Here is a 14,178-nt window from a genome sequence, read left to right on the forward strand (position 1 = left end):
AGTGTGCCCTGAGGGCGGGATTTAGCCGGAATTGCCGCCCTCAGCACACACTCGGCGCCCTAGCGTCACACTCGCCGGCCTGACGGTATCGTTGGGCCGCCCACCTGCGTGAAAGGCCTGTTTTGACCGACCCATACCGCCGCTTCTCTGTCAGGCTTTACCAGCACACCGGCGCGGTCATCTTGTGGCATCAGCGCACCTTCACCTTCACCGGCACGCTCAAGCAGTGCGAAAGGGCATATCGCGATGCGCAGCTGCATTGTCTGCTCGCCGGCTGGTGGAGCGTGGTGTCGCTGCTCGTGATGAATTGGATAGCGCTGTTCTCCAACTACAGCGCGATACGGAAGGTGCGCGCCTTGGCCGCGCAGGCTCCGGCGCCCTACGCCGGGAACCCGTACGCCCCCACCGGCCAGAGCAGTCCCGTCGGCCCGCCTCCTCCCGTCGTCCCGCCTGCTCCGGTCGTCGCACCCCGGCCCCTCGGGCCGCCGCCCGGGTGGTACCCCAACCCCTCGGGACCGGGGCAGCGGTACTGGGACGGTGTCACGTGGACTCATTGGACCCATCCCCGCTAACGTCAACGAGTGGCCCGCATCCGCAAGCTCGTCGCCGCCCTCAGCCGCCGTGGCCCGCACAAGGTTTTGCGTGGTGACCTGGCTTTTGCCGGTTTGCCGGGCGTGGTGTACACCCCCGAGTCGGGTCTGAACCTTCCCGGCGTCGCCTTCGGTCACGACTGGCTCACCGGTGCCGCCCACTATTCGGGTCTGCTGGAGCATCTGGCGTCGTGGGGCATCGTGGCGGGAGCTCCCGACACCGAGCGTGGCCTGGCGCCGTCGGTGCTCAATCTGGCCTCTGATCTCGGCACCGCCCTCGACATCGTGGCGGGTGTGCGCCTCGGACCGGGCAACATCAGCGTGCACCCCACCAAGCTCGGGGTGGTGGGGCACGGTTTCGGGGCTTCGGCCGCCGTGTTCGCCGCGGCGGGGATGCCAACGACGCTGGCGGCGGCGGTCGCGGTGTTCCCCACCGTCACGAGTCCCCCCGCCGAGCAGCCGGCCGCGGCGCTGAAGGTTCCCGGTTTGATCCTGACCGCGCCGGGAGATCCAAAGACGTTGAATGCCAACGCGCTGGCGCTTTCGCGTGCGTGGAACACGGCCACGCTGCGCATCGTCAGCAAAGCGGAGCCCGGTGGGTTGGGTGAGGGCCGGCGACTGGCGTCGGTGTTCGGGCTGCCCGGCTCCGACCGCCGCACCCAGCGATCGGTTCGAGCTCTGCTGACCGGGTATCTGCTCGCCACACTCGCCGGCGACAAAACCTATCGCGACTTCGCTGATCCAGATGCGGTGCTGCCCAAGACAACTCAGATAGACCCCGAGGAGCCACCAGTGGCCCTCGAAGAAAAGATCGTCGCGCTGCTGAAGTGACGCTAGGCCGGCCAGCGCGACGTCAACACGTGCGGCGCCCACGTCGGCCGCATAGGCGCCCCGACCAGCTGGCCACCACTCATTTGGGCGACGATACGGGGACCTTTGCGGGCACTGTTGTCGAAGACGGCCGCGGAATCGCAGCGCGTGATCGCGGTGCCGACCAGTGGCCAAAGATGTTGGTACCGTTGACGAATCTTGTCCTCGGGCACGTCGTCCCCACCCGCCTTCACTCGATGCTTGACCCGCTGCACGGCTAGCTCTTCGGGAATGAGCAGGACGTGCAGGATAACGGTGTAGGACGCCGCATGTGCGCTGTCGATCAGCTCGAGTTTGGACGGGTGAGAAAACACCGTTTCGGCGATGAACGACCGGCGCAGTTCGATGAGCCTGACTCTGGTGTCGGCGGCGATCTGGGCGGCCTCGTAGGCATGCGCGGCCGGGTCGGCAGGCCAGCGTTGTCTGGCGATCTCGTCGGCGTTGACGAAGGCGCTTGTCGGCAGCAGCGGTGCGAGCGTGAATTCGACAAAGGTCGATTTACCCGCTCCGTTGGGCCCGACGACCAGGTCGAGCCGGTTCATCGGGCTCCGGAGTTCACTTCTTGCGTCGTGCGCGTCGTGCGCTGGCCGTCAACACCGTCGAACCGCCATCGGGCCGGTATTCGACGATCTCGCCGGCCTCGTTGAGGGCGACGGTGGTGATGCCACGCTTGGCCAACAGCTCGCCGTAGTTGGACTCGTTGAGGTTTTCTTGGATCGCCGCCGCGATTTCGGCGTTGAAGACGACACCTTCTTCGACGCTCAGGTCGGCCAGTTCCAGGTCGCCCGCCAGCGCCGCCTCCACCCGGCGGCGGGCAGCGGTGTGCTGGCTCGACACGGCGCGACCGACCCGCGCCCAGTGATCGAGTTGCTGCTTGGCCGAACGGCTCTGCCGCGCCCCCTCGGCCGCGGCGCTATCGACCAGGTCCGTGGCGAACCGGGTGACCCGACCTGCGCTGTCAGCCATCATTCCTCAATTCTGTAGCAATATGTAACAAGTGGAGCAAGGAGCTACACGCGGGTGCGAACTCAGCGAAAAGCACCGCGGCGCGAGCCGCCATGCCCCGCGTGATTAAGTGTCGTTCATGCGAATCGGAATCGCTCTGGACTATTCAAGCGGCTTCCACGAAGCCGTCGACCGCATCGTCGAACTCGAGAAGGCCGGCATCGACATCGCCGTAGTGGCCGAGGCGTATTCGTTCGACGCCGTCAGCCAGCTCGGGTATCTGGCCGCCAAGACAAGCACCATCGAATTGGCCTCGGGCGTGTTTCCCATCTATATCCGCACGCCGTCACTGCTGGCGATGACTGCCGCGGGCTTGGACTTCGTGTCCGACGGTCGATTCACTCTGGGGATCGGCACCTCCGGACCCCAAGTGATGGAGGGCTTTCACGGCGTCGAATTCAACGCCCCGATCGGCCGCACCCGCGAGATCGTGGAGATTTGCCGACAGGTGTGGCGCCGGGAGCGGGTCCAGTACGACGGCAAGTACTACCAGCTGCCGCTGCCCGCCGATCGCGGGACGGGGTTGGGAAAGCCTTTACAGCTCATCAACCATCCAGTCCGCGAACGTATTCCGATCACCATCGCGGCGCTGGGCCCCAAGAATGTCGAACTCACCGCCGAGATCGCCGAGGGCTGGCAGCCGGTCTTCTACCTTCCGGAGAAGGCTGACACCGTCTGGGGCGAGGCGCTGGCCGCCGGTACCGCCAAGCGCGACCCGGGTTTGGGGCCGCTGGACATCGTGGTGCATGCGTCGTTGGCCATCGGCGACAACGTCGAGGAGCGACTGGCATGGGTCAAGCCGCAGCTGGCGCTCTACATCGGCGGTATGGGCGCCAAGGGCCGCAACTTCTATCACAACCTGGCGACCCGCTACGGCTACGGCGAGGTCGCGGACAAGATCCAGGAGCTGTACCTGTCCGGCCGCAAGCGTGAGGCCATCGAAGCGGTGCCCGACGAGTTGGTCCGCGGGATGTCGCTTGTGGGACCACGCGGTTTCATCGCCGAACGCATCGCCGCCTTCGCCGAGTCCGGTGTGACGACGCTGTTGGTAAGTCCGGCAGCGACCGACCCGAAGGAATCCGTGCGTTTTGTCGAAGAAGTGCTCGAGCTGCGGGGCGCATAAGACATCACTGCCCTGCCTGCGGAACCTGTTCTGCGGCAATCTGACACGGCGTTGACCCCTCGGTCGGCGGCGCGGCAAGGGGCGCGGGCACAGCCGCCGGCGCCGGCGTGGCCACCGGGGCGGGCACGTTAGCGGCCGGTGGACCGTCAACCGGTGGTGGTGGCGTGTCAGCGGGCGGCGGAGCGTTTACTGGCTGAGCCTCTTCGACTTTGGCATCGTGCTTGTCGTCGGGATCGTCGCGCTCGTCGTCCGCGTCGTCGTGCTCATCGTCGGGGTGGAACGGATCCTCGTCGGAGGAGTCCTCGTCGAATGGGTCGTTGCCCACCGAGTCGTCAAGCCCTGCCGAATCACCGACCCCGCCCGCAGCCGAACCCAGCAGACCACTCATCGCATCGACAATCCGGCTGGCCAGCCCGCCAAGTCCGCCAAGGCCGCCGGCTCCCCCACCGAGATCCCCCAGGCCGCCCAGGCCCTCGGCTCCCGTTGGTATCGCTGGAGCATCACCTAGCGCGGCCCCCAAGTCCGACAGCGGTGACGCCGGGGGCGCCGGTGTCGAAGCCGGTGCGGAAGCCGCCGGCACGGGTGCGGGATCCGCCGCAACGCTGGGAAGCACGGCGGCGGGCGCTGTCACCGCCGGGGCACTCGACAGTGTCGGGGCGCTCGGCGGTTGCGATGGTTGAAAACCCGGCCCGAGGTCGCCCGGAAATTCGAAGTAGGCCGCGGATGCGGCAGCCATCCTGTCGTTGACCATGTCGTAGGCAGTCCCGAACGCGGCCAGTGAGGAGCGCATGGCGGTCAACCAGTCGTCGCGAATGTCGTTGTCCACGTACGGCGTCATCTGCTCGTGAACGACCTCCTGCGCCGTTGACCGCTCGCCTGCCCCGGCAGTCACCACCGCGGCGGCGGCCAACCAAGCCGACCGCTGCGCCAGGCTGCGATCGTCGATCGCGATGGCAGTGCCGACCTTCGAGTCGAGCAGATACCACAGGTTGTCGCGCAGCGACTCACACCGCTGCGCGGCCGCCCGCACTTCGGTGGCGACCATGTTGGCGGCATCGCAATGGCGTTGCAGGAACGCAACCGCGGAGTCGCTTCCCGCACCTGTCCATGCTGCCGTCAGGTCGGCCACCTGGACATGCTGAATCCGCAAGCTTTCGGCGGCCGCGGCACCGGCTGCCCGCAGCTCCGCGCAGTCGCGGTCGAGGACTCGGAGGTCCAGGCCGTCTTCGCTGTCGAGCCAGTCCCGGATCTGGGACGGGTGCGATGTCAAATCCGGATGCTCGTACCCCAGCGTCTGGCAGGCCCGCACGTAGACCTGCGTGTGCTCGATGACGACCCGACCCTCGGCGAGGCGCTCGGCGACGTCTAACCGGTCGGCCACGATCAGGCGATCCGCGCCGCGGCATACAGTTCGGCGTCGGCATAGCGTTCGGCGCCGGACCGCAGCGCGACGGCGATCGCGACCGACGCCCGCGACCACTGCGACAACTGCTCCGCCAACCGCTCCAGCTCGGCTCGCAGCGCGTCGCCGCGCGCGGTGTATGCCCGTCCGGCCGTCGCTCCGCTAAAAGCCAACGCCGCCAGGTGATCACAGACGGCACGGTCGATCAGTTCGGCGGCAGCCCGCAATTGGTCAGCAACTCGATGGACCGCCGCGACGTCGATCCCGGTGCGGTCAAAAGTGGCGTGTCGTACTCGACTTTCGAATCCCATGCCTAATCCGACGCGGGACTGTGCGTCGGGGTTCCAGCGTGGCCGGATTAGTGCGCAGCGCTGACCGCTGCGGCAACGCGAGTGGCGACCCGCTGAGCAATGTCTTCGTCGGGCGCTTCCACCATGACCCGGATCATCGGTTCAGTTCCCGAGGGGCGCAACAGGATTCGACCAGTGTCACCCAGTTCGGCCTCGGCCTCGTCGACCGCGCTACGCACCGAGGGCGCGGCGGCCGCGGTGGTCTTGTCGGCGACCGTGACGTTGATCAGCACCTGCGGGAACGACTGCATCCTCGACGCGAGGTCGGCCAGGGATGAGCCGGTCTGCACCATGCGCGTCATCAAGCGCAGCCCGGTGACGATGCCGTCGCCGGTGGAGCCCAGCGCGGGCATCACGATGTGGCCGGACTGCTCGCCGCCCAGGGTGTACTCGCCGGACCGCAGCTCCTCTAGGACGTAGCGGTCGCCGACGCCGGTCGTGCGGACCGTGACACCCGCGTTGCGCATGGCCTGGTGCAGTCCGAGGTTGCTCATCACGGTGGTGACCAGTGTGTTGGACGCCAGTTCGCCGGCCTCTTGCATCGCCAGCGCGAGCACCACCATGATGGCGTCGCCGTCGACGAGCTCGCCGTTGGCGTCCAGCGCCAGGCACCGGTCGGCGTCCCCGTCGTGGGCGAGGCCGAGGTCGGCACCGTTCGCAAGTACCGCGGAGCGCAGCGACTCCAGGTGTGTGGATCCGCAGCGGTCGTTGATGTTGAGCCCATTGGGCTCGGCGTTGATCGCGATGACCCGAGCGCCGGCGGCGCGGTAGGCGCGCGGTGCGGCCGACGATCCCGCGCCGTGGGCGCAGTCGACGACCACGGTCAGGCCATCGAGCGGCTGTGTGCTGGCCTTACCGACGTGGCGCAGGTAGCGATCGGCGGCATCCTCGGCGTCGATGACACGGCCGAGCCCGGCGCCGACCGGGCGCAAACCCGGTCCGGCGGCGACCAGTTGTTCGATCTGGTCCTCGGTGTCGTCGTCCAGCTTGCGACCGCCGGGGCCGAAGATCTTGATGCCGTTGTCGGGCATCGGGTTGTGCGACGCCGAGATCATCACTCCGAAGTCGGCGTCATAGGCGCCGGTCAGGTAGGCCACCGCGGGGGTGGGAAGGATCCCGACCCGCAGCGCGTCAACACCCTGGCTGGTCAGGCCGGCGATCACCGCGGCTTCCAGCATCTCGCCGCTGGCCCGCGGATCGCGGCCGATCACGGCCAGGTGCCGGCCCGGTTTTCTTGGGCCGGCCAGGCACCGCGCCGCCGCGGTGCCCAGCGCCAGTGCCAGCTCGGCGGTCAACTCATGATTGGCGACTCCTCGTACACCGTCGGTGCCAAATAGTCGACCCATCGGACAAACCTCTCACAGTGACCGTCATGCGCACAAAGTGCACTTAACGTTTGTGACCGCAACCGCGCAGGTTTGTGCGACGACACGCCGAAGACGACGGACAAAGACGCGCAAAGATGCGCAGTCGCGGCCAGAAAGTGATCCCTGATCAGCGCTTGCTGTACTGCGGGGCCTTACGGGCCTTCTTCAGGCCGTACTTCTTGCGCTCGGTGGCACGCGGGTCACGGGTGAGGAAACCGGCCTTCTTCAGCGGGGGCCGGTCCTCCGGCTGGACCACGATCAGGGCCCGGGCGATGCCTAGGCGCAGCGCGCCGGCCTGGCCCGACGGGCCGCCGCCGTGCAGCAGGGCGTAGATGTCGAAGGTTTCCACCCGATCGACGGTGACCAGCGGAGCCTTGATGAGCTGCTGGTGCACCTTGTTGGGGAAGTAGGCCTCCAGGCTGCGGCCGTTGAGGTCGAACTTGCCGGTGCCGGGCACCAGGCGCACCCGCACCACGGCTTCCTTGCGGCGGCCGACGGTCTGGATGGGCCGATCGAGCACGATCGGCTCGCTGGGCTGGGCCGCGGGGGTCTCGGCAGTGGTCTCGGCCGGGGTCTCCTCGGTTGTCACTTCGATGACCACTTCGGTGGCCACCTCGGGCGTTGCCTCGGGTGTTGCCTCGTTGGTTTCGGTCACTGAGCCACCTGCTTGATCTCGAACGGAACCGGCTGCTGCGCGGCGTGGGGGTGCTGCGGGCCGGCGTAAATGTGCAGTTTGCGCTGGATCTGACTGCTGAGCTTGTTGTGCGGAAGCATGCCGACGATGGCCTTCTCGACCACCCGCGTGGGGTGCTTTTCCAGCAGCTCGCCGATCGTGCGGCTGCGCAGACCGCCGGGATACCCCGAGTGGCTGTAGGCCAGCTTGTTCTGCAGTTTGTCGCCGCTGAGGGCGACCTTTTCGGCGTTGATGACGATGACGTAATCGCCGCCATCGACATTGGGGGCGAACGTCGGCTTGTGCTTACCGCGCAACAGGGTGGCTGCCGCGACGGCAAGGCGGCCAAGCACTACGTCCGTGGCGTCGATGACGTACCACGACCTCGTGGTGTCACCCGCCTTTGGCGCGTAGGTGGGCACAGCGCTTACCTTCTTTTCTCTCGGGTGGATCCCGGTTGGAGCCGGGTGCCGGTCAAGCGTCCACGGTTGGGGTTTGGTCTCGGCGACCGACATTGACCCGAGTCCCCGGCGTACCGCACGCCAACGGAGCAGCTTACCGACCCGCATCCCCGCAGGTCAAAATGACTACGAGCCGCTAGCCGCCAGGCGGCTGATGTGCGCCAGCTCGTCACTCTTCTCGGTACGCACCACGTCGGCGTCGTAGCGTGCCTGCAGGTTGATCCAGAACATATCGCTCAGCCCCAGGGCCCGTGAGAGTCGCAGCCCAGTGTCGGCGCTGATCCGGCGCTTGCCGGCGAGGATCTCACCCACCCGCGTCTGCGATACGCCGATCTCCTTGGCAAGACGGTAGGGCGTAATCCCCATCGGCGTGAGGAACTCCTCGGCGAGGATCTCGCCAGGGTGGGTGGGCGCAAAATCGGCCGGCATTCCCCTCCTCAGCTCCCAAATTTTCTGGGTGTCGGCCCCGCTGAACGAGTGGATCACAGTCCCATACTAACGTTCTACGTTACTAACGCCAATCGAGACTAACCGATTATGACTGTGTGGTCCCGACGGCTCTCCTTCCGCCGGGACCACACAGAGACTCACGATTGCGGCTACCTGGCCCAGACGCCGGCCGCCCGACGATCGGCGTTCGCCACCTCGTCCGAGCCGTCGCGCACCGCGTTTCCCAGGTCCACCAGAATCTCGTTCAACGCGGTCGCCGCCTGGTGCCACTTGAGCTGCTCGGCCTGGTAGGCGGCCGCCGCTTCGCGGGTCCAGAGCTGCTGTAACGGCGCGATTTGCGACCTCAGCTCGTCCAGCAGCGCATTGAAACGAACCGACGTGGTGTGGATCTCCTGCCGCACCGAGTGTTCGATTTCGCTGAAGTTATAAGACAGCACTGGGTCCACAGGAACGTCCCCTCAGAGATTTCCACTGGCGGCACCGATGTGGTGCGCATGGTTCTGGCCGGCCTCCTGCAGCACGGCCTCGTTGTGTCGAATCGAGTCGGCGATCGTATGCAGCACGTGGTAGAGCCGCAAAGACTCGGCATTCCAGCGATCGACCACATCCTTGAACCGCGCCGCCGCAGGCCCACCCCACACCGACGGGGGCACGCTGCTCATGCCGCCGATGAAGGCCTGCAGCATCGCCCTGATCTCTTCGTTGCGGGCGTCCGTCGTGCCTGCGACCGATCGCATCAGATCAAAGTCGGTGCTCAGTGTGTTCGCACCGATTGGTGTACTCACCGTTTCCCCTTCCGTTCCGATACCAAGTACGACCGCGCCCGCCACCATTCGGTTCCATCCGATTTCCTCGACCCGTCGCCATTGCTCATCCGATCGCTCGAGCGGACCGCACCGCCTGCTCACACACGTCGCGAACGGCATCCTCGCCGCCAGGCCGGCTCTGGCATCCGACGCTGATCCGAACCGACCCATCTACCAACACCGTCCATCGCACGTGATGGCTGGCGCGTAGTTCGCGATAAGTCACCGCCGGCCGGCCGGCCGTGACTCCGGATGGGTTGAAATCGACAAACACACCCGCAGGCTCGGTGTCGATCGCACGTCTCAACTGGTCAGCGGTGGCACTGAGCGTCTCATCGCGAATCGGCGACTGTGTGATGTGTAGCGCGACTTCGGGATCCGACGGCGAATTGACCTGTACTCGTGCCGAACCCGGCCCGGTGACCACGCGCTGGGTCGGCCAATCCGCCGGCACCGTCAGTGCGACCCGGCCTTCCACCAGAAATGTCGTCGGCGGAGTATTCACGGGCGGGACTGCCCGATGGCCGACAGCGGCCATCGCCGGCACCGCCGCGGCCAGCACGGTGGCGGCGGCCGCCAGCCCACCCAGCATCCGAACGCGCGATCGCCCGTGACCGGCATCGACGGGGTGCGGCCGTGACAGCTGGTCCAGCGCCTTGACGGCCGCCGACACGGTCAGCCGTACCAACCGAGCATCACCGATCTCCACTACTGGCCGACCACTTCGGCGCAGTCGGCCGGCGATCAACGTCGCAAGCGCTTGCGCTCCGGCAACTGCGCCGGGCACGTCGATCAGCACGGCGGTCGTTGTACCGCCGGCCATTTCGCCGACCAAACGCACAATCGCCTCGGCAACAGGTTGCGGCTCTGCCCCTCGCGGCACAGCAACGACATCTTCACCCGCGATCGCCACCAGCCGCTCGGCAATCTCCACCACCATCGCTGCCGGCTCCGCATTCGATGCCTGCCTGACCAACCACGACCGCGGCTGCACCTGCACGTCGTCGGCCAAGGTCGCTGCGGCCGCGGCAACTACATCGACCCGCGACGACGGCCACCACGACGGATGAAACACCTGAATTATTCTCTGCGCGTCCGGGTTTCCGCATTTCAGTGAGCGCAGAGCGGTGCGCCACAGCGAATCGACTGCCACCGGCCGCCCATCCACCAATGCCACTTGATCGTCAATCGCGTCGAGAGCCGCCTGGAGAATCTCGGACGTGTGGTCGTCGGCGACCACTCCTGTGCCACAACACAACCGGCGAATCGCACCCGGACCCGTCACGATAATCGTGCGATGCCCGTTCACGGCTCCGGACTCCAGCCGACCTGTATTACCTGCCCGGCACCGGCGTGAGTGACCAAAACGCCACGCCCCGCGGGCAACCGCGCCGGGCGACCCGAACCCAACAGAGTGCCCTCATCAGGACGCGCACTCATCATCAGCCCCAGGCAGCCGATCTCACGCATGGCCGCCAATAATGGCTCGAACAGGGCACGCGCTGCGCCGCCGCTGCGCCGTGCCACGACCACGTGTAGTCCTAAATCTCTTGCGTGCGGCAAGTATTCAAGCATGGCCAGCAGCGGGTTTCCCGCCGGAGTAGCGACCAGGTCGTAGTCGTCGACCACGAGGTAGATTTCCGGGCCGGACCACCAGGACCGGGCCCTCAGCTGGGCCTGACTCACGTCTGCAGGAGGCATCCGTCGCCGCAGTACGTCGAGCAAGCCCGGCATCAGCGCCCTGAGCGCAGTCGGCGACATCGCATAGCCGCCGAGATGTTGGGACTCCACGACACCCAGCAGGGTGCGCCGAAAGTCGACGATCAGTAGTTGCGCCTCCGCGGCCGTCTTCGTCCGGACAATGTCGCGGCACAAGGTTCGCAACGTGGTGGTCTTTCCGCATTCGTTGTCGCCGAGGATCAACAGATGCGAATCCCGCTCGAAGTCGATTGCGACCGGCCGCAGTCGACGCTCCTCGAGACCAAGGAGTAGTTGTGCATTGAGTTCGTCGCCCGCCTGCTGGACGACGACATTGTGGTCGACGTGGCTGGGCAGCTGCGGTATGGGCGGGGCGGCTAACTCACCGTGCCGGCCCCGCAGTTCTCCTACGTCAATCGGCGATGAAATGGCCATGTGCAGTCCGTCGTGGGACAGGCCGCGGCCCGGTCGATCACGAGGCACGTCGTGCGCTCGTTTTCGGTCAAGCTCGGAATCCGCGGGATCGCCCAGCCGCAATTCGATGCGAGTGCCGATCTGATCCCTCAGCGACGGTCTGATCTCTGCCCAACGTGAAGCCGAGAGCACGACGTGCACTCCGAACGACAGCCCTTGGACGGCAATAGAAGTGATCGATTCCTCAACTGACTGAAACTCATGGCGCAAGCTTGCCCAGCCGTCGACTACGAGAAAGACGTCGCCGAACGGGTCGTGGCCGGAATCCGGGCGCCGCTCGGATCGCAGCTGACGATATTGTGCGATCGAGTCGATGCCCCGCTCGCAATAGCTGGCCTCTCGGGAGCACCTGATGGACTCGAGTTCGGCGATCATGCGCCCGACGAGCTGCGGCTGGGCCCTGCTGGCGACCGCGCCCACATGTGGCAATGCACTTAGCGACGCCAGTGTTCCGCCACCGAAGTCCAGACAGTAGAACTGGACTTGACCCGGATCGTGAGCGGCCGCCAACGCGGTGATCAGTGTCCGCAGTGCTGTCGACTTGCCCGATTGAGGTGCCCCCACAATGGCGACATTGCCTGCAGCCCGGGATAAGTCGACCACTAACGGTGTCCGACACTGCTCGAAAGGGCGGTCGATGATGCCGATGGGTACGGTCAGACTGCCCACTCGAACGTCGTGCAGCAGGCTCGCCAGCGGGGGCGCCACACCCAACGGCGGTAGCCAGACCCGGTGTGCGGGCGGCCCATGTCCCGACAGGCGGTCCAGTACGGTCCGCAGCACGGTGGGTGCGGGCGACGCATCTGCCTTGACGACGTGCGCGATCGGCCCGACGGCTTCTGTGGTGAACATCCGCACCGATGTCGGTGTCTCTTGGTGTATCGGTGCGATGCCTCGAGCCGGCCGGTCTGCCTGTCGCGGTCCTGACACGAATGCGGTTTGGAAGCGCACCAGCTCGCCGCTACCGGAACGCAGAAGGCCTGCTCCCGGCGTGTTCGGTAGTTGGTAGGCGTCGGGCGTTCCCAATACGATTCGTGATTCGCTTGGGGACAACGTCTTCAAGCACACCCGATAGGACAGGTGGGCTTCCAGCCCCCGCAGCCGGCCCTCGTCGAGTCGCTGGCTGGCGAGCAATAGGTGCATACCCAACGACCGGCCGAGTCGACCGATCGCGACAAACATGTCGGCAAAATCCGGGTGCTGGCTCAACAGTTCGGAGAACTCGTCGACGACAATGAACAACGCGGGCAGAGCGATCAATTCCGCACCGGTCCGGCGAGCCTGCTGGTATGCCGCCAAGCTGGCGCAGCCCGCCGTTCGCAGCAGCTGTTGCCGACGGTTCATCTCACCGGCCAATGCGTCACGCATCCGGGCGACCAGCGGCGCTTCCTCCGCGAGGTTGGTGATGACCGCGGCGACATGCGGAGCATGTGCCAAGTCGAGAAATGTTGCTCCGCCTTTGAAGTCGATGAGGAGGATGTTGAGCAGCTCCGGGGAATTGCGCGCCATCATGCCGAGAGCGACGGTGCGGAGCAGCTCCGACTTGCCCGACCCCGTCGCACCCACGCACAGCCCATGGGGCCCGATGCCGTTTTCAGCAGGTTCCTTGATATCCAGCTCGAGTGACACTCCATCGAGCTTCGTTCCGATGGGGGTGCAAAGTCGTGCATGGCGGCTTTGGCTGCGCCACATGGTGATCGGGTCAAAATGTGCGACGTCCTCAAGCCCGACCAGGCCCGCCCATCCTGGGCTGCCGTCCCGGTAGTACGCCGCGCCGACCCGGTATGCGGCAAGCCGGCGCGCACATATCACCGCGTCTAACCGATCCATTTGGTCGGGGTACCTCAGCGCTTCGGCCGCGCCGGCATGCCCGATCGTCAACGGCGAGCCGGCGCGGCCGGGGCAGGCCTCGAGGATGGTCACACCCGCGATCGCGTCGGCGCTATCAAAATCGCGACGCCCCTCTAAGTCGCCTATCATCACCACGCGCGGCGGCAGTTCGGAACCGGATAACGCGCGATGCGCCTCGGCCGGGCTCTGATACACCATGCGGGCAGACCCCACCGAATCAGTGGCGGCGGGATGTTGATTGTGCGGCAGCCACTTCAACCAATCCCAGTGGGCCCGATATCGTTCGTCAATCACACCGACGATCAGCAACTGATCCGGCGGGTGCAGCACAGCCAGTTGGCAGATCATCGCACGCAGCAGTCCGCGTACCTCGGTCGAATCGCCGTCGACCGTCACCCACGCGGTTGCTGTCAAATCAACCGTGATTGGCACGTCCGCGATGGTCGCGTGCGTATGGATAAAGCGATGCGCGGCGGCGACGGTCACCGGATCCGACCGTTCCGCGGACTGGATCTCGGGGGCTACCAACCGGGTCGACAGTGGGTGAGTACCCATGCCGATACGAACCCGACAGAAGTCGGAGTCGGTCAATCGCCGTTCCCACATTCGTGGGCCGCCGATCAATGTCCACAGCGTATCGGGGTCGGGATGGCTCCAGTCAAGTGATGCACGCTGTGCCGCAGCGATTTCGGTGACCGCCGCGCGTAGACGACCTAGGTATCCCAGGTAATCGGTGCGGTCCACATCGATCTCGCCGCCCTGCCGACGGCCACGTTGGGTGACCGCGGTCAACACCATCGAAACGAGCATCATCATCGGGAAGGCCAGAAACGCGGGATTGCGGGTGACGATGGAGCCGGCGAAGAAGGACGCGGCCATGACGCCCAGAGCCGCCAGCGACATGCCCGCCGGCAGCAGGCGCATCAGCAGGCTTGGCGATGTGGAACGCGGCAGCTCGGGCGGCGCGACAACGACGATGTCTGCAGTCGCGACCGCCGTCGGCAACTGGCGCACAACAGGCACAAACCCCTCAGTCATCCCGGCCCCTCCCAGCGTGC

General features: G+C 66.1%; 15 protein-coding genes. 3 read left to right on the forward strand and 12 right to left on the reverse strand.

From position 1 onward, the window contains the following. Positions 1-122 precede the first annotated feature (122 nt). Positions 123-572: a DUF2510 domain-containing protein gene (locus ACTXG5_RS00945; RefSeq protein WP_445161923.1), complete on the forward strand. Its 450-nt coding sequence runs from the start codon at positions 123-125 to the stop codon at positions 570-572. 9 nt (positions 573-581) lie between these two features. Beyond that, positions 582-1,421 (forward strand): dienelactone hydrolase family protein, encoded by an 840-nt coding sequence (locus tag ACTXG5_RS00950; RefSeq protein ID WP_445161924.1) that lies wholly within the window; start codon positions 582-584, stop codon positions 1,419-1,421. Positions 1,422-1,423: 2 nt separating this feature from the next. Here ACTXG5_RS00950 and ACTXG5_RS00955 read toward each other — a convergent pair whose 3' ends face one another. Then, positions 1,424-2,002 carry a zeta toxin family protein gene (locus ACTXG5_RS00955; protein ID WP_445161925.1) on the reverse strand — a complete coding sequence of 193 codons (579 nt, stop codon included), beginning with the start codon at positions 2,000-2,002 and terminating at the stop codon, positions 1,424-1,426. Positions 2,003-2,015: 13 nt separating this feature from the next. Then, complete coding sequence (locus ACTXG5_RS00960) at positions 2,016-2,426, reverse strand: TA system antitoxin ParD family protein (protein ID WP_445164218.1); 411 nt, start codon at positions 2,424-2,426, stop codon at positions 2,016-2,018. 118 nt (positions 2,427-2,544) lie between these two features. On the opposite strand from ACTXG5_RS00960, the gene ACTXG5_RS00965 reads away from it, so the two are divergent. Then, on the forward strand, positions 2,545-3,588 hold the full coding sequence (locus ACTXG5_RS00965; protein ID WP_445161926.1) for an LLM class F420-dependent oxidoreductase: 1,044 nt from the start codon (positions 2,545-2,547) through the stop codon (positions 3,586-3,588). Between the two features lie 4 nt (positions 3,589-3,592). On the opposite strand, the gene ACTXG5_RS00970 is transcribed toward ACTXG5_RS00965, so the two are convergent. The 10 genes from ACTXG5_RS00970 to eccCa all read right to left on the reverse strand — a co-directional run bounded on the left by ACTXG5_RS00970 (position 3,593) and on the right by eccCa (position 14,158). Further along, positions 3,593-4,969: a hypothetical protein gene (locus ACTXG5_RS00970; protein ID WP_445161927.1), complete on the reverse strand. Its 1,377-nt coding sequence runs from the start codon at positions 4,967-4,969 to the stop codon at positions 3,593-3,595. A 2-nt stretch (positions 4,970-4,971) separates the two neighbouring features. Next, positions 4,972-5,301 (reverse strand): type VII secretion target, encoded by a 330-nt coding sequence (locus ACTXG5_RS00975; RefSeq protein WP_313864924.1) that lies wholly within the window; start codon positions 5,299-5,301, stop codon positions 4,972-4,974. A 47-nt stretch (positions 5,302-5,348) separates the two neighbouring features. Then, positions 5,349-6,686: a phosphoglucosamine mutase gene (gene glmM, locus ACTXG5_RS00980; RefSeq protein WP_445161928.1), complete on the reverse strand. Its 1,338-nt coding sequence runs from the start codon at positions 6,684-6,686 to the stop codon at positions 5,349-5,351. Between the two features lie 148 nt (positions 6,687-6,834). Further along, positions 6,835-7,302, reverse strand: coding sequence for a 30S ribosomal protein S9 (rpsI, locus tag ACTXG5_RS00985; protein ID WP_445164219.1), 468 nt, complete (start codon positions 7,300-7,302; stop codon positions 6,835-6,837). A 56-nt stretch (positions 7,303-7,358) separates the two neighbouring features. Next, positions 7,359-7,802: a 50S ribosomal protein L13 gene (gene rplM / locus ACTXG5_RS00990; RefSeq protein ID WP_445161929.1), complete on the reverse strand. Its 444-nt coding sequence runs from the start codon at positions 7,800-7,802 to the stop codon at positions 7,359-7,361. Between the two features lie 165 nt (positions 7,803-7,967). Next, positions 7,968-8,270 (reverse strand): HigA family addiction module antitoxin, encoded by a 303-nt coding sequence (locus ACTXG5_RS00995; protein ID WP_445161930.1) that lies wholly within the window; start codon positions 8,268-8,270, stop codon positions 7,968-7,970. 170 nt (positions 8,271-8,440) lie between these two features. After that, positions 8,441-8,737 (reverse strand): WXG100 family type VII secretion target, encoded by a 297-nt coding sequence (locus ACTXG5_RS01000; RefSeq protein ID WP_445161931.1) that lies wholly within the window; start codon positions 8,735-8,737, stop codon positions 8,441-8,443. 12 nt (positions 8,738-8,749) lie between these two features. Further along, positions 8,750-9,076, reverse strand: a complete 327-nt coding sequence (locus ACTXG5_RS01005; protein WP_445161932.1) for a WXG100 family type VII secretion target — start codon at positions 9,074-9,076, stop codon at positions 8,750-8,752. Positions 9,077-9,161: 85 nt separating this feature from the next. Then, entirely contained in the window at positions 9,162-10,406 is a 1,245-nt protein-coding gene (locus ACTXG5_RS01010; protein WP_445161933.1) for a type VII secretion-associated protein, read from the reverse strand. Then, positions 10,403-14,158: a type VII secretion protein EccCa gene (eccCa, locus tag ACTXG5_RS01015; RefSeq protein WP_445161934.1), complete on the reverse strand. Its 3,756-nt coding sequence runs from the start codon at positions 14,156-14,158 to the stop codon at positions 10,403-10,405. The genes ACTXG5_RS01010 and eccCa overlap by 4 nt, the downstream gene beginning before the upstream one ends. Between the last annotated feature and the right edge of the window lie 20 nt (positions 14,159-14,178).

The sequence above is a fragment of the Mycobacterium sp. Dal123C01 genome, assembly GCF_052566995.1.